This is a genomic window from Bacillus sp. SA1-12 (assembly GCF_000981385.1).
GTDB lineage: Bacteria > Bacillota > Bacilli > Bacillales > Bacillaceae > Metabacillus.
This window is the reverse complement of the sequence record NZ_LATZ01000128.1, coordinates 235,841-258,391: the sequence shown is the minus strand read 5'-3', so window position 1 is coordinate 258,391 and position 22,551 is coordinate 235,841. Positions and strand designations below refer to the sequence as shown.

Below are 22,551 nucleotides of genomic sequence, written 5' to 3'. Positions count from 1 at the left end.
AAATTTTCTGTTATATTTTTAATCTTTAGTAAATTTAAGTTAAGGGTATTTCGTTTGGGATTGTACGGTTTTTTGAGTAGTGGATCTAGGCTAAAATGGGAATTCATGCTAATAGCGTTGTACTGGCGATGATTGGCGGGCTTGGACTGATATCCTTGAATTAACGCTTATTTGTGGGACTTAAGAGAAGCTACTTTTAGGAATTTCCTTCCATGATACGAGGGTCTGCACTAATTTCCATGTGGCCAATAATGATAATGGTCCTTGCGCTGATATCGATGTATTAGCGATGATACGTGGCAACTAGCACTGTATTGACGATGATACGTGGCAACTAGCACTGTATTGACGATGATTATGTAAGACTTGCGCTGATTTCCCCCTCAACAGCGCCGATATCTACCTGAAACTCGCTGAAATTTTCCTGTGCGGCGCTGGAATTTTTCACTTCCCGCCGAAAAACTCATTCCCGCCAATAAACCCATTCCTCACTGATTCAAACCCTCTGCCATTTCGAAGAAAAGTCCATAAAAAAACACCAAGCCTTTCATTCAGGCATGGTGCTCTCCATTCTATATCAACGATTACGTAGTGCTGTTCTCTTTCTTAAAATCTCTCACTGGAGATCCTGGTACTTCGTGGTGATGTCTGCATCTAGGTTCATAGGATTCAGAGGCACCCACTAAAATGATGGGATCGTGATAGGAAGCAGGTTTGCCATTGATCAGTCGTTGCGTACGGCTTGCAGGCGATCCGCAAACTGAGCAAACGGCTTGAAGCTTTGTCACCAGTTCCGCGATAGCCAATAATTTCGGCACAACGCTAAACGGTTCTCCTCTAAAGTCCTGATCCAAGCCAGCTGCTATGACACGGTAGCCTTGATTTGCAAGGAGTGTTAATACTTCACAAATCTGTTCATCAAAAAACTGAACTTCGTCAACAGCGATAACATCTGTTTTTTCGGAAATATATTCCAAGATCTCAATAGATGAGGCAATTGGTTTACAAACGATGGCTGTGCCATTATGGGACACAACCTCTTCTTCACTATATCGGTTATCGATGACCGGCTTAAAAACCTTAACCTCTTGCTTTGCAAATTGCGCTCTTCGCACTCTGCGGATGAGCTCCTCCGATTTGCCTGAAAACATGCTGCCGCATATCATTTCAAGCCATCCACTTTGTTTCATTACATACATGAAAACGGCCTCTCCCTTCGTCGTCAATGCTTTCCGAGTCGATTGACCGTACCGTTCATTGGTACCTTCATTATCTATATAGACATGTTTGCCATGGAATCAATATAATTTTAAATATACCTACCTTTTATATGTAGGATAACCATTATAACTGAACAATGATCATAGAACGCCGCAAAAAGTTGGCGTGAAAAAACAGGCAAGAGCAGTTCGTCTTGCCTGTTGGAAAAACCTTTATTACTGTTGTTTAAGGCCGTATTTTTTATTGAATTTATCTACACGTCCACCTGCATCTGCAAATTTTTGACGTCCTGTGTAGAATGGATGGCACTCAGAACAAACCTCAACTTTGATCTCTTGTAATACAGATCCTGTTTCGAATTCGTTACCACAAGCGCATTTCACCATAACCTTTTTAAAGTTTGGATGAATTCCTGTTTTCATTCTTTTCATCTCCTTCCGCCCTGAATCATCTGAAACAGAGTTAAATATCTAGGTGACTCGTCCGATTGACGATATCATTTCTAGAAAAGCACATGATGAAATTATAACAAGTGCTAAGAGTAAAAGCAAGCTGAAGTTAAATATTACTAAAAAGCGGAAGCGCCTTGTCCAGCCCCGACAAGCATAAAACGCTTATAAATAGAAGGTGTTTTTTTTACCTTCAATTCATAAGTGGCTAGACTTGCAAAGCTAGACGATGGAGCTAGACTCCGACACTATGTTCAAAAAAATATTTTTGAACAATACGATATCGCCTAGCTCAAAACCCTACCTATTTCTAGCAGTCTTCATTTCAGCATCTAATTGACTGAAGAATTCTTCATTTGATTTTGTTTGGCGCAATTTTCTTAAGAACTTCTCGATAAAGTCCGGAGTATCTGCCATTGATTTGCGAATAGCCCATAGCTTATCAAGGTGATCCTTCGGAATAAGCAGCTCTTCTTTTCTTGTTCCAGAACGACGGATATCGATTGCTGGGAAGATGCGTTTTTCTGCAAGTGAGCGATCAAGATGAAGCTCCATATTACCCGTTCCTTTGAACTCCTCATAAATGACGTCATCCATACGGGAACCAGTATCAACTAATGCAGTTGCTAGAATGGTCAAGCTTCCGCCCTCTTCAATATTCCGTGCTGCACCAAAGAATCGTTTTGGACGATGGAAAGCAGCTGGGTCGATACCGCCTGATAATGTACGGCCGCTTGGCGGAATAACCAGGTTATATGCACGCGCCAAGCGTGTGATGCTATCCATAAGAATAATAACATCCTTTTTATGTTCAACAAGGCGCATTGCGCGTTCAAGGACGAGCTCTGCCACTTTTATATGATTTTCTGGCACTTCATCGAACGTAGAGCTGACAACATCTCCTGCTACTGAGCGTTCAATATCTGTTACCTCTTCCGGTCTCTCATCGATCAATAGAACAATTAGCTCTGCTTCAGGATTATTGGTAGTAATACTGTTTGCGATTTCTTTTAACAGCATCGTCTTACCGGCTTTAGGAGGAGCAACGATTAGTCCGCGCTGACCAAAACCTACCGGTGCAATTAAATCCATGATTCTAGTTGATAGATAGTTTGGTTTTGTTTCAAGGTAAATTTGTCTATCTGGATAGAGAGGAGTTAACGCTGGGAAGTGCACACGCTCTTTAGCCGTTTCAGGGTCTTCACCATTAACTGCTTCTACATGGAGCAAGCCGTAGTAGCGCTCATTTTCTTTTGGAGGTCGTACCTTACCGGAAACCTTGTCCCCATTTCTCAAATCAAAACGTCTGATTTGTGAAGCCGAAATGTAGATGTCCTCAGAGCTCGGTGAGTAATTGATTGGTCTTAAGAAACCAAAGCCTTCCGATTGGATGATTTCTAAGACACCTTCCATAAACAAAAGATCCTCTTGTTCAGCGTTTGCCTTTAAAATGGCAAAAATTAATTCCTTTTTCGTTAGCTTGCTGTAATAGGAAATTTTAAAATGACGGGCAAGCTCATATAATTCTTTTAGTTTCATATGTTCTAATGAAGAAATTGAAACTTGATTCATAAAAACACCACTCTTTTTATTTTTCAATTTTATTCGGTTGTTTTCCATCTATCGATTGTCAAATTCATTTCTGCTGGTAATAAAAAAATGTATCCGATTATTATATAACTCAATAAGAGATTTACCATCATTTATACGAATGAAGAAATATCTTGCACAATTGGATCGAGAAGGAAAATGAAGGTGAGCTTGAAGCAGATTTTGCAGTAATTCATTCAATGCAGCACTCTTTATTTTTACCCTATTTCACAGATTTAATCAATCTTTTTTGGAAAATCACATAGAAGTATGGGGTTATTACCAGGAGAAAGCGAGATTTTAAAACCTCGCTTTTCCATTTTGCAGGTATCTATCTTTTATCTAATTTAAAAGTTTTCTTTTTAGTAAGGCTATATCTGTCATAAATAGAAAGCTTTTGCGCACTTAACAGAAGAATAGCTTGTCCCTCATGCTCTAAATAAGTGCAACATCCCTGAAACTATTTTTAAGAATTTTGCAATTGCTCGATTTCTTTATCCGATAATTTTTCGCGCCAAATGGTTGCACCAAGCCCTGAAAGCTTTTCAACGAGCTGACTATAGCCACGATCAATATGCTCTAGTCCGGTTATTTCCGTCACACCATCTGCCATAAGCCCTGCACATACAAGCGCGGCACCCGCACGTAAATCACTTGCTTTTACCTTTGCACCTTGTAATTTTGTTGGACCAGAAACAATAGCTGAACGGCCTTCAACCTTTATAGTAGCTCCCATTCTTCTCAGTTCATCAATATGCTTAAATCTTGCAGAATAAATTGTATCTGTTACAACACTTGTCCCAGATGCTTTTGTTAAGAGAGAGGTGAACGGCTGTTGAAGATCTGTCGGGAATCCAGGGTAAACGAGCGTTTTAATATCAACGGCCTTCAGCTCCTTTTGACCGCCGATAATTAAGATTTGATCATTGCTTGTTTCAATGTGCAGCCCCATTTCTCTAAGCTTCGCAATAAGGGATTCCAAATGTAATGGGATGACATTATCAATCATGACTTCTTTTCCCATCGCAGCCCCAATAATCATATAAGTTCCTGCTTCAATTCGGTCAGGGATAATCGAATGACGGCAGCCATGAAGTTTTTCAACTCCATCGATTCGAATAACGTCTGTTCCTGCTCCTTTAATTTTCGCTCCCATACTTGTCAGCAATGTGGCAACATCAATGATTTCCGGTTCTTTTGCAGCGTTTTCAATAATTGTTCTTCCCTTTGCCAATACAGCCGCAAGCATAATATTAATAGTTGCACCAACACTAACAACATCTAAATAGATTCGTGCGCCGCGGAGTTCTTCTGCCCGTAGGTAGATCGCACCTTGTTCATTTGTTACCTGTGCACCTAATGCTTCAAACCCTTTAATATGCTGATCAATTGGTCGTGGACCTAGATGACATCCGCCCGGCAGCCCAATCACAGCTTTTTTAAACCGACCAAGCATTGCTCCCATTAAGTAGTACGATGCCCGCAGTTTTTTTACTTTTCCATTTGGCAACGGCATTGAAATCATTGATGATGGATCAACCACCATTTCATGATCTTTCAATTCTACCTTTCCGCCGATTTCCTCCAATAGATCTCCGAGTATTTGCACATCGGAAATGTTTGGTAATCCCTCGATCGTGACGACAGAATCAGCTAATATTGTCGCAGGAATCAGTGCTACCGCACTATTTTTTGCCCCGCTAATATTTACGGTACCTTTCAGTAAATCTCCACCGGCAACTTTTAATTTTTCCATGATAGTCTCCCTTCTTATGAAGTTGACCTCCGGAAAGAACATGGAGGGTGAGCTTTGCACAAATTCGCACATACTATATGTATACACTTCAGACGAAATATGCCTAACCTTCCTTAGCCATCATGTTTTCCGAATAAAGGACATCTCTTGTCAACAAAAATTTTTCCGATATAAGATTAGAAAATCTCTTATGGGGAAAGGTTTAGTTCTTATTAACTGAAAAGCGTAAGGCACTTAGCATTCGGCGACAAGCATAAGACGAATAGGAATAGAAGGTGTTATTTACCTGTAAGTCCTATTTGCCTGGAGCTAGCCACCTAAACTAAGTAAAAATACAAGCTGTTATCTCTTTTATTTCCTTTTATGCGTTTGGAAATACATTACTTAACTAGATTTATGAAACTTCCCTTTAAGGCAGTGTTTTCAGCAACAAGAACAAACCTATCATTCATTATTAAAAGTAGGATTAATTAAACATCCCTGTTTATTTTTGCTTAAGACGCCAATCAACCTAATGGCAAAATCAACAATGTACTTTAAATATAACTTAAAAAATATACTTATTATTATTAAACCATCTATTAAGCGGGACAACAACGTTTTACTACAAAGAAATCTTCTTTTAAGAAGAAAGTACCCATTTTAAGTGATTTGAGGAGTTGAAATCAGGAGGTCATTTTCCGACGCTATTTCAAAAAATAAAACGAACTAGCATCTGCAAGTCCGTTTTTTATAAGATCGTGATAATTGGTCAGCTAGGTAACGACAGGCGCTGTTTGTTAGCGCTTTCTCAATTTTCAGAATATAACCGCCTTTAGGAAAAGGCGGCCATATTGCTATTAAGCTTTGTTTGAAGAACCGAATTCGCGCATTTTGCCGATTACTGTTTCCTTAATCGCGTCACGAGCTGGTCCTAAGTATTTACGTGGATCATATTCATTTGGTTTTGCAGCCAACACTTCACGAACCACTTTTGCTGAAGCAATTTGGTTTTCAGTGTTAACGTTGATTTTTGCCGTACCGAAAGAAATAGCTTTTTGGATATCTTTTGTTGGGATACCAGTTCCGCCGTGAAGAACTAATGGCATATTTGTAAGGTTCGCAATTTCTTCCATTTCTTTGTAGCCAAGGTTTGGCTCGCCTTTGTATGGTCCGTGAACAGAACCTAGTGCCGGTGCTAAGCAGTCAATACCTGTACGTTTAACAAGTTCTGCACATTCTTGAGGATCTGCATAAATTACGCCCTCTGCTACAACGTCATCCTCTTGTCCACCAACAGTACCTAGCTCAGCTTCAACAGAAACGCCTTTTGAATGAGCATACTCAACAACTTTAGTAGTTGTTTCAACGTTTTCTTCAAATGGGTGGTGTGAAGCATCAATCATAACGGAAGTAAATCCAGCATCGATTGCTTCTTTACATTTGTCAAAGCTTGAACCGTGGTCAAGGTGAATAGCTACAGGTACAGTGATTTTATAGTCTTCAATAAGACCTTCAACCATTTTTACAACTGTTTTGAAACCGCCGATATAGCGTCCTGCACCTTCAGAAACACCAAGGATAACTGGTGATTTTTCTTCTTCTGCTGCTTGAAGAATTGCTTGAGCAAACTCAAGGTTATTCACGTTAAATTGCCCAACCGCATAACCTTCGTCTTTTGCTTTGTTTAACATTTCTGTCATTGAAACTAAAGGCATATCGAAAATCCTCCTAAAAATGAACCTTATTTTCTGATACAGAAAAGTATATCATACCTAGCTTGACCAGAATATTCACGAATATGTAGAGTCAACATGATACTTTTCACATTTAATAGCATACCAATTTCTTCGAAAATCGGCAACATTTCGACATATATTTGGGTAATATAATGTTTTTAGTTGGTTTTAATTGGTAAGTACTTTTTTACGGCATCACGAATTTCATCAATGTCAAACGGCTTTGCAAAATGAGTAAGTGCCCCTAGATCCTTTGCTTCCTGAATCATATCTAATTCGCCATAAGCCGTCATAATAATCACGCGAATATCCTGGTCAACTACTTTCATTCGTTTTAAAATCTCAATTCCATCCATACCTGGAATTTTCATATCAAGTAATACTAAGTCAGGGGAATGTTTTTCAACAATTTCCAAAGCTTGGAAACCACTGGCAGCTTGAAACGTTTGATAGCCCTCTTTTTGAAAAACCTCGTTTAATAAAATTCGAATTCCATATTGGTCATCTACAATCAAGATTTTTTCCTTTAACATTGTCATTTCCATACACCTCTTCGATTTAATTTTTTCCCCAATTAATATGTACAAAGGTTTTTAAGGCCCTTTTTAATGATGAACTGCGACATGATCTCTAAAGTACTTAACATGAATTGGTATCGGCTTCGTCCATAATTCGTATTTGCCTTCATACAAATCGTTGAATAAAGTGAGACTTCCGTAGTGGGGAATTCTTCATTCCTCACTGCGGGTCAGCGGATTTTTACGGGCAGTTATTCCTCCTATTTTCTTGCTTATTTACTGCCTGTTTAAGATTGGGATATAAAACTCTCTATTTTACCTTTATTAATAATTCTTTTTTTACCTTATTTCTCCTGCAAATGACTTTGATCATTTGTCGACAATTTCTGCTTATCTTTGTCAAATTTTGAAAATGCGCTGCTTTGCTTTTCTTTCAGATTTTTATACTTTTCGTTATAATACCTTATACAGCGGAAATGTGGAAGGAGATCTTATAATCGATGATGAAAATTTTTACCACTCAATTGATCGGACATCTTAATCGGATTCAAGATCAAGAAGAGATGAATATAGAAGACAGTGCAAGACTCCTTGCCCAAGCTTTAATTGGCGAAGGAAAATTATATATTTACGGATACAAGGAGCTCCATGGTGTCGTATTGGAGGCGATGGCAAGCAGTGAACCATTGGAAAAGGCTGAGGCGCTTCTTGACGAAAATGGGCAGGTAAAGGAGCTTTCACAAGAAGATCGTGTGCTGCTTTTTACCTATCGTTCAACTGATGAGGAAGCAATGTCTATTGCTAAGGCTCTTTCCGACCAAGGAATTCAACTCGTTGGCGTTTCAGCCTTAATTAAAAATGCGGAATCGGGCTTGGATTCTATCACCGACCTGCATATTGATGCAAAGCTTCGTCAGCCGCTTATCCCGGATGAAGATGGGGAAAGATATGGATTTCCTGCTTTAATGACCTCCTTATATGTTTTTTATGCGTTAAGCTTTACCATTAAAGAGATTTTACATGAATATGAGGATGAGCTGTTATAAGAAAAGCGTAAGCGCCTTGCTCATGGACGCAAAAAAGAGCATTCCTAATCCAGCTATCCGATGGTTAGCAAGACTTACGGACCTTTATGGCAGTTACATAAAGCAATTTTACTAAAACACTACCTTTCTTAATTGCCCGTTAAGACCGATGATGACTTAGCTTATAAGGAGTTTTAGTCGCTAGGCGCTTGAGCAAGACACAAAATCTAAGTGAAAATTAATACAAAAAAGCTAACGTACAAAGACGTTAGCTTTTTGCTTTCTCTTATAGCTTTTCAGCTGCTGTTAATGATGCACGAACAAAATCACGGAATAATGGCTGAGGTCTAGTTGGTCTAGACGTGAATTCCGGGTGGAATTGTGATGCAACAAACCATGGATGGTCTTTAATTTCAATGATTTCCACTAAACGGCCATCAGGGGTTGTACCAGAAAAGATGAAGCCGGCTTCTTCCATAACTTGACGGTATTCATTATTAAATTCATAACGATGACGATGACGCTCATAAACAACCTCATCTTTATAAGCTTCAAATGCACGTGTCCCCTCTTGAAGCTTGCTTGGAGATAGTCCTAAGCGAAGTGTTCCGCCTAGATCTTCAATGTCCTTTTGCTCTGGAAGTAAATCAATAACTGGATACTGTGTTTCTGGATCAATTTCAGAAGAATTTGCGCCTTTTAGGCCAACAACATTACGGGCAAATTCAATTGATGCAACCTGCATACCAAGGCAAATACCTAAGAATGGCACTTTATTTACACGTGCATACGTTGTTGCAAGGATTTTCCCCTCTACTCCACGGTCACCAAATCCGCCTGGTACAAGAATGCCATCAACATCTGAAAGCTGCTCCTTCATGTTTTCTTCTGTTAATGTTTCAGCATTAATCCATTTAATCTCAATATCAGAGTCATATTCATAACCTGCATGGCGAAGAGCCTCAACCACAGAAATATAAGCATCCTGTAATTCTACATATTTTCCAACAAGACCAATTTTTGTTGTTTTCGAGAGATTTGTCACACGTTTTACTAGCTCTTTCCATTCTGTCATGTCTGCTTCTTTGCACTCTAGTTTCAAGTGTTTGCAAACAATAGAATCAAGATTTTGAGCTTGCAGATCTAATGGAATCGAATAAAGTGTTTCCGCATCGCGGCACTCAATTACTGCATTTTGATCAATATCACAGAATAACGCAATTTTATCCTTCATATCTTGAGACATTGGCAGTTCTGTACGAACAACAATTACGTTTGGTTGAATACCTAAGCTGCGCAGTTCTTTTACACTATGCTGTGTTGGTTTTGTTTTCATTTCGCCAGCCGCTTTAATATATGGCACAAGTGTACAGTGAATATACATCACATTGTCCCGGCCAATATCACTTTTGATTTGGCGAATGGCTTCTAGGAATGGCAAGGATTCAATATCCCCAACCGTACCGCCAATCTCTGTAATTACCACATCTGCTCCTGTTTCTTTCCCAGCACGGAAAACGCGGTCTTTAATTTCATTGGTGATATGCGGAATAACTTGAACCGTACCGCCAAGGTAATCACCACGGCGCTCCTTCTTTAATACAGTTGAATAAATTCTGCCTGTAGTAACGTTATTAAACTTTGTTAGGTTAACATCAATAAAACGCTCATAATGTCCTAAATCAAGGTCTGTTTCTGCGCCATCACCTGTTACAAAAACCTCACCATGCTGGTAGGGACTCATTGTTCCTGGATCCACATTTATGTAAGGATCGAATTTTTGAATCGTTACACTCATTCCGCGGTTTTTTAATAATCTTCCTAAAGATGCAGCAGTAATACCTTTTCCTAGTGAAGATACAACTCCACCTGTTACAAAAATATACTTTGTCATGGTCTTCCCCCTCAGAAGCTATATATATTTATTTTGTACAAAAGACAATAAAATCATTTGGGAACTTTTAAAAGCGGAAGCGCCTCGTTCAGCCCCGACATGCATAAGACACAAAAGAATAGAAGGTGCACTTTACCTTCAATTCTTTTGTGGCTTATGACTCGAGGGGCTAGGCGCTGGAGCTAGACACCAACACCACGTACATAACCTATAAGTAGGTTAGCCTTGTAGAAGCGCCTCGCTCTCAATTTAAACCGAGCACCTTCGCCACTAAAAATACTTATCACTACATAAAAATAGAAAGCCCCCTTTCAAACAAGTTGAAAGGGAGCTGTAAATGTATACTAAATACAAACGAATGCTTTTTTAAGAGCCCAAAATAGATTCTACCTAGTTGAAAAGGGAAAGTCAAGACGAATTATAATCTTATTTTTCTTCCTCGTCATCTAGATCATCCAGATCGTCCTCTAAATCTTCATCATCTTCTTCGTCATCTAAATCAAATTCATCATCATCTTCGATAAGATCATCGTCATCTTCTAAATCTGTATCATCAAGATCATCGAAATCATCATCTTCTTCATCTTCATCTTCTTCATCCGTATCATCGAAGTCATCTAACTCATCTAGATCTTCATACTCCAGATCGTCTTCAAGATCATCGAAGTCATCCTCAAGATCATCATCAAGGCTTTTCTTAGCCTTTTTCTTCTTAGTCTTCGCAACAGGTACAATTTCCTCTTCGATCTGTTCGTAAGGGTACCATGTACGTAAACCCCACATGTTTTCTCCTACACAAATGAAGCGGCCATCAATATTAATATCTGTATAAAATTGAGCAATTTTATCTTCAACCTGCTCTTTTGATAAACCAAGGAGAGTTGATACTTCCTCTACTAGGTCACTAAAAAGATATGGTTTTTTGTTTTCTACAAAAAGCTCATATGCAACTTCAACCATTGCCATCTCTTTTATTTGTTCCTCAGTTAAATCCTTAAGACTCAAGTGCGGCACATCCTTTCAAAATTACTAAATCTATTTCATAAGTAAAAATATGTATAAAGTCAATCCTTAAGTCACATACCATTCATTATAAACAAATTCTAGCAGTTTATGCCACATTTATCACCTAAAAATTACTTTAAATTCTGTCTCCCAACCTTTTGATTCGGGAGGATTTTGCAACTTTGTTGTAAAATCTTGCAACTTTATAAGAGAATTTTGCAGCTTCAATGAATAATCTTGCAACTTTTTCGTTTATTCTAGCATATGATTTAAAAAACCGCTCATGAACAGAAGCTTCTATTCATGAGCGAACGATTTACATATTCCGTCTATATTGACCGCCAACCTCGTAAAGAGCTTGGGTTATTTGCCCAAGACTTGCAACCTTCACCGTTTCCATCAGCTCTGCAAAAATATTACCGTTATTAATTGCTGTGAGTTTTAAAGTTTGTAATGCCTCATCAACGACATGTTCATGCTTCTGTTGGAATGCACGGAGATTGGCAATTTGCGTTTCCTTCTCTTCTTTCGTTGCGCGTGCGAGCTCCATATTGTCGACAGATTCCTGTGATGGCGGATTTGGATTCAGATACGTATTCACTCCGATGATTGGAAGCTCACCGGTATGTTTTTTCATTTCGTAATGCATCGATTCATCTTGGATTTTTCCGCGTTGATATTGGGTCTCCATTGCGCCAAGCACACCGCCACGTTCATTAATGCGATCGAATTCCTGGAGGACTGCCTCCTCGACTAAATCGGTTAATTCCTCGATGATAAATGAGCCTTGTAAAGGATTCTCATTTTTCGTTAAGCCATGCTCCTTAGTAATGATCATTTGGATCGCCATTGCTCTTCGGACGGATTCCTCAGTAGGGGTGGTGATCGCTTCATCGTATGCATTTGTATGAAGTGAGTTACAATTATCATGCAATGCCATAAGCGCTTGTAAGGTAGTGCGGATATCATTAAAATCAATTTCCTGTGCATGTAACGAACGACCTGAGGTTTGAACATGGTATTTGAGTTTTTGGCTGCGCTCATTTGCCCCGTATTTATCTCTCATAACCGTTGCCCAAATTCTTCTGGCCACACGGCCTATCACCGTATATTCAGGGTCAAGCCCATTGCTAAAGAAGAAAGAGAGATTTGGTGCAAAATCATTTATATCCATGCCTCTGCTTAAATAATACTCTACATACGTAAACCCATTTGAAAGAGTAAATGCCAGCTGTGAAATAGGGTTTGCCCCTGCTTCTGCGATATGATAGCCGGAAATAGAAACCGAATAATAATTTCTCACCCTTTGATCAATAAAGTATTGCTGAATATCACCCATTAGTCTTAAAGCAAATTCCGTTGAGAAAATACATGTATTTTGTCCTTGATCCTCTTTTAAAATATCGGCTTGCACTGTTCCTCTAACCGTTTGCAACGTAATGGCCTTAACCTCTTCATACTCTTCTTTGGTTAACGAACGGTTAAGTTCTGCTTCTTTTTTTTGTACTTGCTGTTCAATGGCTGTATTCATAAACATCGCAAGGATAATTGGAGCCGGTCCGTTGATTGTCATGGATACAGAAGTGGATGGTGCACAAAGGTCAAAACCGCTGTAAAGCTTTTTCATATCATCGAGTGTACAAATACTAACTCCGCTTTCACCGATTTTCCCATAAATATCAGGCCGGTGTGCCGGATCCTCTCCATATAGAGTGACAGAATCAAAGGCTGTGCTTAAACGTTTTGCATGGTCATCCTTTGATAAATAATGAAAGCGGCGGTTTGTTCGCTCAGGTGTGCCTTCACCAGCAAATTGCCGTTTAGGATCTTCCCCTTCCCGTTTAAACGGGAATACTCCTGCTGTGTATGGAAAAGAGCCCGGAACATTTTCCTTATAAAGCCAGGTTAAAATATCGCCGTCATTTTGATACTTCGGTAGGGATACTTTAGGAATCGTCAAGCCTGATAAGGAAGTTGTTTTTAATTTTGTCACGATTTCTTTATTGCGAATAACTGTCTTAAACTCATCCTGAGCATATTTTTTCTTCATATCCTCCCACTCGGAAAGAAGTGCTTTCGATAGCGGAGTTAACTGATCTTCAAGTCTTTTTTGTATGGCGATAAGAGAATGGGTAACCGCTTCATTCGCTTCTTGCTCAGACAAGGTCTCCAATGCCCCTTTTACTTGGAAGTGCTTTGTCGCAAGCTTTGCTTGTTCCTCTGCATGCTTGTGATAATTTCGGACTGTCTCGCTGATCTCGCGTAAATAATATCTTCTATCTGAAGGAATAATCACATTTTGCTTTTCAACATCCTTTACGACCGGCAAGGATGTATTCCACCCCTTGTTAACCCTTTCATTTATCAGCTCCAAAAGCTTTGCAAATAACGTGTTTGTGCCTAAATCATTGAACTGGCTGGCTATGGTTCCATAAACAGGCATCTCATCGAGCGGCTTGTCAAATAATTGCCTGCTGCGCTGGTACTGCTTTTGTACCTGACGCTTTGCATCCTCTGAACCCTTTCGTTCAAATTTATTAATGACAATTAAATCAGCATAATCAATCATATCGATTTTCTCAAGCTGTGATGGTGCACCAAATTCACTTGTCATGACATACAAAGAAAGGTCGCAAATCTCAGTGATCTCTGCATCACCTTGGCCAATTCCGCTCGTTTCAACGATGATCAATCCATATCCGGCACTCTTCACAACAGAAATAGCATCCTGAATGGCAAGCGATAGCTCTGTTTTCGATTGTCTTGTCGCTAAGCTTCTCATATACACTCTTGGCGAAAAAATCGCATTCATGCGAATTCGGTCCCCTAAAAGCGCTCCCCCAGTTTTTTGCTTTGTCGGATCGACGGAAAGAACGGCAATGGTTAATTCTGGTTGTTCATATAAAAACCTACGAATTAATTCATCTGTTAAAGAGCTTTTTCCCGCACCGCCCGTCCCGGTTATCCCAATAACAGGTGCAGCGGATTCAAGTTGTTTTGCCTGATTAAAAACACTCTCGACACTTGCCGATACTTCGTTCTGAAGAACCTTTGCTTCGGCATATGAAATAAATTTCGCAACAGTTCTCATATCGCCTGCTTTTAGCCGGTCCAGCTCCATATCCTGTTCGGTTATCACATGAAAATCACATTCCTTTAACATGTAATTGATCATGCCTTGCAGTCCTAACTCCCTGCCATCTTCAGGTGAAAAGATTTTCGCAATTCCATATTCATGCAGTTCTTTTATTTCGCGGGGAATAATAACTCCTCCTCCTCCGCCAAAGATTTTGATATATCCTGCCCCTTTTTCGGCTAATAAATCATACATATATTTAAAAAATTCTACATGTCCTCCTTGATAGGATGAAATTGCAATGCCCTGGACATCCTCTTGAATGGCTGCTGAAACAATTTCGTCTACTGATCGGTTATGACCAAGATGAATGACTTCAGCTCCACTTGATTGCAAAATGCGACGCATAATGTTAATTGAAGCATCATGGCCGTCAAATAGACTTGATGCTGTAACAAATCGTATCGGATGCTTCGGTTTATAAATGTCAATTGCCGCCATCTGCTATCCCCCCTTAAGTGAATGCTATCTCTCCACAACTCCCTGTAAAATCATTTTCGTTTGCAGCTCAATATATTGATCGATTGTATAAAGCTTTTGCAACACCCATCTTCTAAAGGCCCACATTTGTCCTTGGACAATAATGTTATGGGAAATAAGCTCAGCCTCCTGCTCTGTTAACGTCAGCTCTCCTTTTTCCAAGCAGCTGTCAATGATTTTTTTAAACATTGCCGCCATTTCATTTTCCTTTTTCAAGACATAAGGAAGAGCATCCTTGGATAAAGATTTCGCTTCCTGATACATGACCAGCACTTCATCCTGCATGTCATCGACGACTTTAAAATAATGATGGATTGCGAGCTTTAGACTCTCGATTGTGCCTTGCTTCGTATCAATATCCTGTTCGAGCCTGATATGCACTTGGTCATAGATCGTATCGCAAACCAAGTACAAGACATCCTCTTTTTGTCGAATATATTCATATAACGTCCCAATACTGAAACCTGCCGAGCGTGCAATTTCCCTTGTTGTCGTCCGGTGAAAGCCTTTTTCTTTAAAAAGAGTTACTGCTCCCTTTATCATCTGCTCCCGTCTTTTTTCAATTAATCTCTCATCTTTAACAGATGCAAGCACCTCTCGTTTTTTCAACCATCTCCCACCTTTCTAATTTAAGGCAGCTTATCATTTTGTCAGCATTCTCGATATAACGAGCCTTTGAATCTCTTGCGTTCCCTCATAGATTTGTGTAATCTTTGCATCGCGCATATATCGTTCTACAGGATAATCCTTTGTATAGCCATAACCGCCAAACACTTGGACTGCTTCAGTTGTGACTTTCATCGCCGTATCGCCTGCGAATAGTTTAGACATTGCAGATTCCTTTCCATATGGGAGACCCTCAGATTCCAGCCAGGCTGCCTGATAGGTTAAGAGACGGGCTGCCTCAATATTTGTTGCCATATCGGCCAATTTAAAGCTGATTCCTTGCTGTGCTGCAATAGGTTTTCCGAATTGCTCCCGTTCCTTTGCATAAGCAACTGCTGCGTCCAAAGCTCCTTGAGCAATTCCGACTGCCTGTGCAGCAATTCCATTTCGTCCGCCATCCAACGTCATCATTGCAATCTTAAAGCCTTCTCCGATGTTCCCTAACACATTCTCCATAGGGACCTTACAATTCTCAAAGATGATCTCAGTTGTCGGCGAGGAACGGATTCCCAGCTTGCTTTCTTTTTTCCCGACTGAAAAGCCCTCGAAATCCTTTTCGATAATAAACGCTGTTGTGCCTTTATGTTTGCTAGAAGGATCGGTTACTGCAAAAACGATATAGATATCGGCGATTCCCCCATTTGTAATGAAAATTTTTGAGCCGTTCAGAATAAACGTATCGCCATCCAATCTGGCATTTGTTCTCATTCCGCCTGCATCAGATCCGGAACCTGGTTCAGTTAGCCCGTAGGCGCCAATTTTTTCTCCTAACGCCATCGGTTTTAAATATTTTTGCTTTTGCTCCTCTGTGCCAAATTTAAAGAGAGGCCATCCTGCTAAAGAAGTGTGTGCGGATAGTGTTACACCTGTTGACGCGCACACTCTTGATAGCTCTTCAACTGCAATTACATAGGATAAATAATCGCTTCCGATCCCGCCATACTTTTCAGGCCATGGAATGCCAAGCAAACCTAAATCAGCCATTTTCCTGAGGATGCCCATATCAAATCGTTCTTGTTCATCACGTTCTGCTGCAGATGGTTCAACCTCTTTCTTTGCAAAATCCCTTACCATTTTTCTGATCATTTCATGTTCTTCAGACAGCTTAAAATTCATATGCCCATCTCCCTTATCATCTCATGCATTCAGTAAATGCTTGCTTATGACAATGCGTTGGATTTCGCTTGTGCCTTCATAGATTTCACAGACCTTGGCATCGCGAAAATATCTTTCAACTGGATAGTCTTTGGTATAGCCATAACCGCCAAAAATCTGTACTGCCTCAATCGCTGCCTCCATGGCTGACCTTGAGGCAAACAGCTTTGCCATTGCGGCCTGCTTGCCGCAAGGAAGCTGATGTTCTTTTAAGTATGCAGCTTGATAGACTAATAGTCTTGACGCTTCTACATTCGTTGCCATGTCTGCCAGTTTAAAGGATATCCCCTGCTGACTAGCAATTGGTTTGCCAAATTGCTCCCGCTCCCTAGCATACAATGTTGCCTTTTCTAGTGCTGCCTCGGCAATTCCAAGAGATTGTGCCGCAATTCCGATTCTTCCGCCATCAAGATTTGCCATAGCAATTTTAAAGCCTTCACCTTCCTTACCAAGAAGATTTCCGACAGGCACCTTCGCATTTTCAAAGGTTAATTGAACCGTTCTCGAACCATTGAGTCCCATCTTGTGTTCATCTTTTCCAATAATAAAACCAGGTGTGTCCTTTTCAACGATAAATGCTGAAATCCCTTGACTCCCTGACCCGACGGCCGTTCTTGCAAAAACAATATAAATATCCGCTTCACCGCCGTTTGTAATAAACATCTTTGATCCGTTAAGCAGATAATGATCGTTTTGCTTCACTGCTTTTGCCTTCATGCTGGCTGCATCTGAACCAGAGCTTGCTTCTGTTAAGCAAAATGCTGCTAATTGTTCACCTTTAGCCAGCTTTGTCACATACTTTCGCTTTTGTTCCTCTGTTCCAAAAGCTAAAATCGGATAGGTCCCAACCGATGTATGAACAGATAAAATCACGCCAAGTGCTGCGCTTACCTTTGAAATTTCATGGATTGCAATAATATAAGAGGTAAAGTCCATTCCAGCCCCTTCATACTGTTGGGGAACCGGGATTCCCATAAGACCAAGCTCCCCCATTTTTTTCAGGGTTTCCCTTGGAAATACCCCCTTTTCCATTTCCTCAACAACAGGTTCTACCTCATTTTTGGCAAAATCCCGAACCATTTTCCGCATCATGATTTGTTCTTCTGTAAAATCTAATCTCACGTGATGCCACCCCTTTGGAATAAGTCAGTCTTTTTTAATAAGTGTAGAAGCCTTTACCTGTTTTTTTGCCCAGCCATCCTGCTTTTACATATTTCCGCAGCAGCGGACATGGACGGTATTTATCATCGCCAAACCCTTCATGAAGGGTTTCCATTATAAATAAGCACGTATCTAAGCCAATAAAGTCTGCCAGTGTAAGTGGACCCATTGGATGGTTCATCCCCAGCCTCATCACTTCATCGACCGCCTCTGGTGCAGCAACACCCTCATAGACGGTATAGATTGCTTCGTTAATCATTGGCATTAAAATTCGGTTTGAGACAAAGCCAGGGAAGTCATTCACTTCAACTGGTACTTTCTTTAAGGTTTTGGTAAGTTCCTCGATTTGCTGAAACACCTCATCCGTTGTTGAAAGGCCGCGGATAATCTCCACGAGCTTCATGACTGGAACTGGATTCATAAAGTGCATCCCTATGACCTTTTCCGGCCGCTTCGTAGCTGCGGCAATTTCTGTGATAGGCAAAGATGAGGTATTTGTCGCTAAGATTGTATGTTCTGGTACCAGTTGATCGAGTTCGCGAAATAGCGCCGTCTTTACTTCCATTTTTTCAACCGCTGCTTCAATGACAAGATCTGCTGAAGCTGCATTTGAGAGACTGATTGAAGGTGTTATGCATTGAAGTGTTTGATCCTTCTCATGCGGTTGGATTTTTTCCTTTTCGACCTGTCTTTGAAGCTGCTTCTCAATCGATGTTATCCCTCTATTGACAAATTCCTCAGTTAAATCATGAAGAACAACGTCAAAGCCCGCCATCGCGCAAACCTGGGCAATACCTGAGCCCATCTGTCCGGCGCCAATCACCATGATTGTTTTCATGCTCATACCAACATCCCCCTATTAATCTAATAAAAAACAACAAGGGACAGTCCCCAACGCTTTATAAATGATCATACAGCTGTTAATCGGGGAACAGTCCCTCTCCCTCAACTTACATTTTTCAATCAAACCTCAATCATAATCGCATCACCTTGGCCGCCGCCGCTGCAAATTGCGGCAATGCCAATGCCCCCTCCTCTGCGCTTTAGCTCATGAATCAAAGTAATGATAATTCTTGCTCCGCTTGCGCCAATCGGATGTCCAATCGCAACGGCTCCGCCGTTCACATTCACCTTTTCCGGATCAAGATTAGCAATTTGATTCGATGCTAATGCTACTGCAGCAAAAGCTTCATTAATTTCAAATAAATCAATATCATCCACGCTTTTGCCTGTTTTCTTTAAGAGCTCATTAATGACAAGTCCAGGTGTTTTAGGGAAATCCTTCGCTTCAAGGGCGATCGCTGTGTGGCCGATAATTGTTGCTAATGGTTTGCGTCCTTCTCTCTCAGCTCGTTCGCTGCTCATTAAAACAAGTGCAGCCGCTCCGTCATTAATCCCTGGGGCATTACCAGCCGTAATGGTGCCATTATGATCAAATACAGGAGCAAGTTTTGAAAGCCGTTCAATTGATGTATCCTTGCGCGGTGCCTCATCCTTTTCAACTAAAATTGGCTCACCTTTGCGTTGCGGTACGGAAACCGGCACAATTTCTTCTCTAAGAAGCCCAGACTCTTGCGCATGAATTGCGCGCTGATGGCTCTTTAATGCCCATTCATCCTGCTGCTGCCTGCTCAGCTCCAATTCTGATGCTGTACTGTTACCATATGTGCCCATATGAACGCCTGTAAAACTGCATGTTAGGCCGTCGTGAATCATTAAATCCTTTACAGCGCCATCTCCCATTCTTAGTCCCCAACGCGCCTTTGGCAATATGTATGGCGCATTGCTCATTGATTCCATTCCGCCAGCGATGATCACTTCTTCATCACCCGCACGAATAATTTGATCTGCTAAGGTAACACTTCTTAACCCTGATGCACATACTTTATTAATTGTCTCTGTTTTCACATCCCAAGGAAGCTCAGCGTGGCGTGCTGCTTGACGTGAAGGAATTTGCCCTTGCCCGCCTTGAAGGACATTCCCTACTATCACTTCATCAACCTGATTGCCTTCAACATCTGCACGCTTTAATGCTTCTTTTATGGCAATCCCGCCAAGTTCAGAAGCTGTTAACGTAGACAGCGCTCCCCCAAACTTGCCCACCGGTGTTCTTACTCCGCTTAAAATCACTGTTTTTGCCATTGTTTTTCTCCCCTTTAATTTATCTTTTTATATGAAAATTATGGTTAGCAATCGCTTCTAAAAAGCTTGACCGAACGCTCGCTCAGTTAGAAAGCATGACTTAAAGAGGGGACGATCCCCTCTTTTAAAAAAAGAGTAAGCGCCTTGCCCAGGCTAGGGTAAAGAAGACAGTTATGAAAGAAGATTTTCAATTCATGAGTGACTAGACCCTAGAGCAGTCAAAACTTCGGCATTAATCGACATGACTGAACTTGCACGTCCTGTGCTTCTGGTGCCAGACACCAAAACGAAGGACAAAAAGTATACCTTTTTCATTTTTTATTCTGCCTTTTTCCCGCCGAAGATTGATTTTTCCAGCAGTTCTGCTACATCTAACGTGCTGACTCTATCTTCTGCTTCCTTTGCTTTTGTGCCGTCGCTTAACATGGTTAAGCAATAAGGACAGCCTGAGCTAATGACAGATGGATTCACTGCGAGAGCCTGTTCGGTTCTAGCGACATTAATGCGGCTTCCTGTGTCCTCTTCCATCCACATAAGCCCGCCGCCCGCACCGCAGCACATACCTTTCTCGCGATTTCGTTCCATTTCGATAAGCTTCACTCCAGGAATGGCTTTAAGGATATTCCGTGGAGCATCATATACCTCGTTATATCTTCCCAGATAACAGGAATCATGGAAGGTTATCGTTTCATTGACTTGATGCATCGGCTTTAATCTGTTTTCAGCCACCAATTGCGCCAGCAGCTCTGTATGATGATACACTTCAGCCTCTAAACCAAAGTCAGGGTACTCATTTTTAAAGATGTTATAAGCATGCGGGTCAATGGTGACAATTTTTTTCACATCGTTTTTTACAAATTCATCGATATTCTTTGTTGCAAGCTCTTGAAATAAAAACTCGTTTCCTAGACGACGCGGCGTATCACCAGAGTTCTTCTCCTTATTACCGAGAATCGCAAACTTCACACCAGCTTCATTGAGGAGCTTGGCAAAGGATAACGCGATTTTTTGACTGCGGTTATCATAAGATCCCATTGAGCCAACCCAGAATAAGTATTCAAACTCTTCACCAGCCTTGTTCATTTCCTTTACAGTTGGAACAGTCACATCTTCACGGGACTCGCGCCAAGTCTCACGCTCTTTGCGGTTTAAGCCCCATGGATTGCCTTGACGTTCGATATTTGTCATCGCACGCTGGGCATCTGCATCCATTTTCCCTTCTGTTAACACCAGGTAACGGCGCATATCAATGATCTTATCCACATGCTCATTCATAACCGGACATTGATCCTCACAGTTGCGGCAGGTTGTACATGCCCAGATCTCCTCCTCTGTAATGACCTCGCCAATCAATGATGGATTGTAATCAACAGCAGTTGCAGCAGATTCCTGAGCACCAGAGCTTCCTGCCATCAATGCAATTTGATTGCCTTTTGTATGACTAAAAGCTGCTGCCGGCACCCATGGCTGCTTTTGGGTCACAGCAGCACCGGTTAGCGTTAAATGGTCACGCAGCTTTAAAATCAGATCCATCGGCGAAAGAATTTTACCGGAGCCTGTAGCAGGACACATATTTGTACAACGGCCGCATTCTACACAGGCATACAGATCAAGTAACTGCGGCTGGGTAAAATCTTCAATTTTCCCTACTCCGAAGGTTTCCTGTGATTCATCTTCAAAATCAATCTTTTCAAGCTTTCCAGGAGAAGATAAGCGATTAAAATACACATTTGCCGGTCCTGCAATTAAGTGAGCATGCTTTGATTGCGGCACATATACTAAAAACGTTAATAGGAATATTAAATGGATCCACCAAGCCATGTAGAAGATGAAGATTGAACCTGCTTCTCCAACAAAGCTAAGCAAAAATGCAATAGAAGAGGCGATCGGCTCGGTCCAAGTGAGTTCATGCTGATGCCAGATAAGATTCATTCCATTACCAAGCAGAACAGACAGCATAAGCCCGCCGATAAAAATCAACACTAATCCGGACTTAAAGCCTCGTTTTAGACGGACAAGCTTTTCAACATAACGGCGATGAAAAGCCCATACGACGGCAATTAAAATCATAAAGGTCACAAATTCTTGGAAAAAGGTGAATGCTGGATAGAGCGGTCCAAGCGGTAAATGGGCTTCTGGTATTAGCCCTTTAATAATAAAGTCAATAGCCCCAAACTGAACGAGAATAAAGCCATAAAAGAACATGACATGAATGATTCCGCTCTTCTTGTCCTTTAAGAGCTTTTTCTGGCCAAAAACATTCACCCATATTTTTTGAAGTCTTTCCTTGACCCTACCATCGAACTCAACTTTTTTCCCGAGCTTGATGTAGGCTAGTCTTGTTTGAAGCAGGTAGCAAAACAAATAGACTGCGTAAGCGGTTACAATTGCGAATGCAATAAAATTTACCCATAATAATGCATCCATTCTTTTCCCCCAATCTGCCAGATTCAGTACCCCTATTCCTATCTGGACTTTTTCCCCTTTGTTCATACCCTTTTTTTCTTATATCCCTATCATAAATAATGAATGAGCATTCAGTCAACACTTTTTCATGCTCCCCATTGAATTGATTGCTTCATTTGTATTCACTAAGGCTCAAAATATGCAGTAACATGTTCAAAATACATAAAAA

General features: G+C 40.8%; 16 protein-coding genes. 1 reads left to right on the top strand and 15 read right to left on the bottom strand.

Annotated features, from left to right (window positions below; translation table 11 throughout):
• Positions 1–584 precede the first annotated feature (584 nt).
• From WQ54_RS25335 to WQ54_RS25310, 6 genes are all read right to left on the bottom strand, one after another.
• Positions 585–1,199, bottom strand: a complete 615-nt coding sequence (locus tag WQ54_RS25335) for a thymidine kinase (RefSeq protein WP_046588520.1) — start codon at positions 1,197–1,199, stop codon at positions 585–587.
• A 237-nt stretch (positions 1,200–1,436) separates the two neighbouring features.
• Positions 1,437–1,643 carry a 50S ribosomal protein L31 gene (gene rpmE, locus WQ54_RS25330; RefSeq protein WP_046588519.1) on the bottom strand — a complete coding sequence of 69 codons (207 nt, stop codon included), beginning with the start codon at positions 1,641–1,643 and terminating at the stop codon, positions 1,437–1,439.
• Positions 1,644–1,970: 327 nt separating this feature from the next.
• A complete protein-coding gene (rho, locus tag WQ54_RS25325; RefSeq protein WP_046588517.1) occupies positions 1,971–3,242 on the bottom strand; it encodes a transcription termination factor Rho in 1,272 nt (423 codons plus the stop codon).
• Positions 3,243–3,726: 484 nt separating this feature from the next.
• A complete protein-coding gene (locus WQ54_RS25320) occupies positions 3,727–5,016 on the bottom strand; it encodes a UDP-N-acetylglucosamine 1-carboxyvinyltransferase (RefSeq protein WP_046588515.1) in 1,290 nt (429 codons plus the stop codon).
• Between the two features lie 839 nt (positions 5,017–5,855).
• Entirely contained in the window at positions 5,856–6,713 is an 858-nt protein-coding gene (locus tag WQ54_RS25315) for a class II fructose-bisphosphate aldolase (protein WP_046588513.1), read from the bottom strand.
• A 179-nt stretch (positions 6,714–6,892) separates the two neighbouring features.
• Complete coding sequence (locus WQ54_RS25310) at positions 6,893–7,267, bottom strand: response regulator (RefSeq protein WP_046588724.1); 375 nt, start codon at positions 7,265–7,267, stop codon at positions 6,893–6,895.
• Between the two features lie 485 nt (positions 7,268–7,752).
• Here WQ54_RS25310 and WQ54_RS25305 point away from each other — a divergent pair, with 485 nt between their 5' ends.
• Positions 7,753–8,298, top strand: a complete 546-nt coding sequence (locus tag WQ54_RS25305) for a DUF2529 domain-containing protein (RefSeq protein ID WP_046588511.1) — start codon at positions 7,753–7,755, stop codon at positions 8,296–8,298.
• A 265-nt stretch (positions 8,299–8,563) separates the two neighbouring features.
• On the opposite strand, the gene WQ54_RS25300 is transcribed toward WQ54_RS25305, so the two are convergent.
• From WQ54_RS25300 to WQ54_RS25260, 9 genes are all read right to left on the bottom strand, one after another.
• Positions 8,564–10,171 (bottom strand): CTP synthase, encoded by a 1,608-nt coding sequence (locus tag WQ54_RS25300; RefSeq protein WP_046588510.1) that lies wholly within the window; start codon positions 10,169–10,171, stop codon positions 8,564–8,566.
• Between the two features lie 426 nt (positions 10,172–10,597).
• Positions 10,598–11,185 (bottom strand): DNA-directed RNA polymerase subunit delta, encoded by a 588-nt coding sequence (gene rpoE / locus WQ54_RS25295; protein WP_331435227.1) that lies wholly within the window; start codon positions 11,183–11,185, stop codon positions 10,598–10,600.
• 307 nt (positions 11,186–11,492) lie between these two features.
• Positions 11,493–14,753 (bottom strand): fused isobutyryl-CoA mutase/GTPase IcmF, encoded by a 3,261-nt coding sequence (gene icmF, locus WQ54_RS25290; RefSeq protein ID WP_046588507.1) that lies wholly within the window; start codon positions 14,751–14,753, stop codon positions 11,493–11,495.
• Positions 14,754–14,777: 24 nt separating this feature from the next.
• Complete coding sequence (locus WQ54_RS25285) at positions 14,778–15,401, bottom strand: TetR/AcrR family transcriptional regulator (protein ID WP_046588505.1); 624 nt, start codon at positions 15,399–15,401, stop codon at positions 14,778–14,780.
• Between the two features lie 33 nt (positions 15,402–15,434).
• Entirely contained in the window at positions 15,435–16,574 is a 1,140-nt protein-coding gene (locus WQ54_RS25280; RefSeq protein ID WP_046588503.1) for an acyl-CoA dehydrogenase, read from the bottom strand.
• Between the two features lie 21 nt (positions 16,575–16,595).
• The gene (locus WQ54_RS25275) at positions 16,596–17,735 is read right to left on the bottom strand and encodes an acyl-CoA dehydrogenase (RefSeq protein WP_046588500.1); all 1,140 of its coding nucleotides are present in this window, start codon (positions 17,733–17,735) and stop codon (positions 16,596–16,598) included.
• Between the two features lie 34 nt (positions 17,736–17,769).
• A complete protein-coding gene (locus tag WQ54_RS25270; RefSeq protein WP_046588499.1) occupies positions 17,770–18,618 on the bottom strand; it encodes a 3-hydroxybutyryl-CoA dehydrogenase in 849 nt (282 codons plus the stop codon).
• Positions 18,619–18,737: 119 nt separating this feature from the next.
• A complete protein-coding gene (locus WQ54_RS25265) occupies positions 18,738–19,916 on the bottom strand; it encodes an acetyl-CoA C-acetyltransferase (protein ID WP_046588497.1) in 1,179 nt (392 codons plus the stop codon).
• A gap of 318 nt (positions 19,917–20,234) precedes the next feature.
• The gene (locus tag WQ54_RS25260) at positions 20,235–22,343 is read right to left on the bottom strand and encodes a (Fe-S)-binding protein (RefSeq protein WP_046588496.1); all 2,109 of its coding nucleotides are present in this window, start codon (positions 22,341–22,343) and stop codon (positions 20,235–20,237) included.
• Positions 22,344–22,551 lie beyond the last annotated feature (208 nt).

Bases quoted from the DNA above. Each gene is read 5' to 3' on its own strand.
- rpmE (WP_046588519.1), bottom strand. From the start codon at position 1,643: ATGAAAACAGGAATTCATCCAAACTTTAAAAAGGTTATGGTGAAATGC.
- WQ54_RS25270 (WP_046588499.1), bottom strand. From the start codon at position 18,618: ATGAGCATGAAAACAATCATGGTGATTGGCGCCGGACAGATGGGCTCA.
- rho (WP_046588517.1), bottom strand. From the start codon at position 3,242: ATGAATCAAGTTTCAATTTCTTCATTAGAACATATGAAACTAAAAGAA.
- WQ54_RS25265 (WP_046588497.1), bottom strand. From the start codon at position 19,916: ATGGCAAAAACAGTGATTTTAAGCGGAGTAAGAACACCGGTGGGCAAG.
- WQ54_RS25260 (WP_046588496.1), bottom strand. From the start codon at position 22,343: ATGGATGCATTATTATGGGTAAATTTTATTGCATTCGCAATTGTAACC.
- WQ54_RS25305 (WP_046588511.1), top strand. From the start codon at position 7,753: ATGATGAAAATTTTTACCACTCAATTGATCGGACATCTTAATCGGATT.
- WQ54_RS25280 (WP_046588503.1), bottom strand. From the start codon at position 16,574: ATGAATTTTAAGCTGTCTGAAGAACATGAAATGATCAGAAAAATGGTA.
- WQ54_RS25300 (WP_046588510.1), bottom strand. From the start codon at position 10,171: ATGACAAAGTATATTTTTGTAACAGGTGGAGTTGTATCTTCACTAGGA.
- WQ54_RS25315 (WP_046588513.1), bottom strand. From the start codon at position 6,713: ATGCCTTTAGTTTCAATGACAGAAATGTTAAACAAAGCAAAAGACGAA.
- WQ54_RS25310 (WP_046588724.1), bottom strand. From the start codon at position 7,267: ATGTTAAAGGAAAAAATCTTGATTGTAGATGACCAATATGGAATTCGA.
- WQ54_RS25320 (WP_046588515.1), bottom strand. From the start codon at position 5,016: ATGGAAAAATTAAAAGTTGCCGGTGGAGATTTACTGAAAGGTACCGTA.
- WQ54_RS25335 (WP_046588520.1), bottom strand. From the start codon at position 1,199: ATGTATGTAATGAAACAAAGTGGATGGCTTGAAATGATATGCGGCAGC.
- icmF (WP_046588507.1), bottom strand. From the start codon at position 14,753: ATGGCGGCAATTGACATTTATAAACCGAAGCATCCGATACGATTTGTT.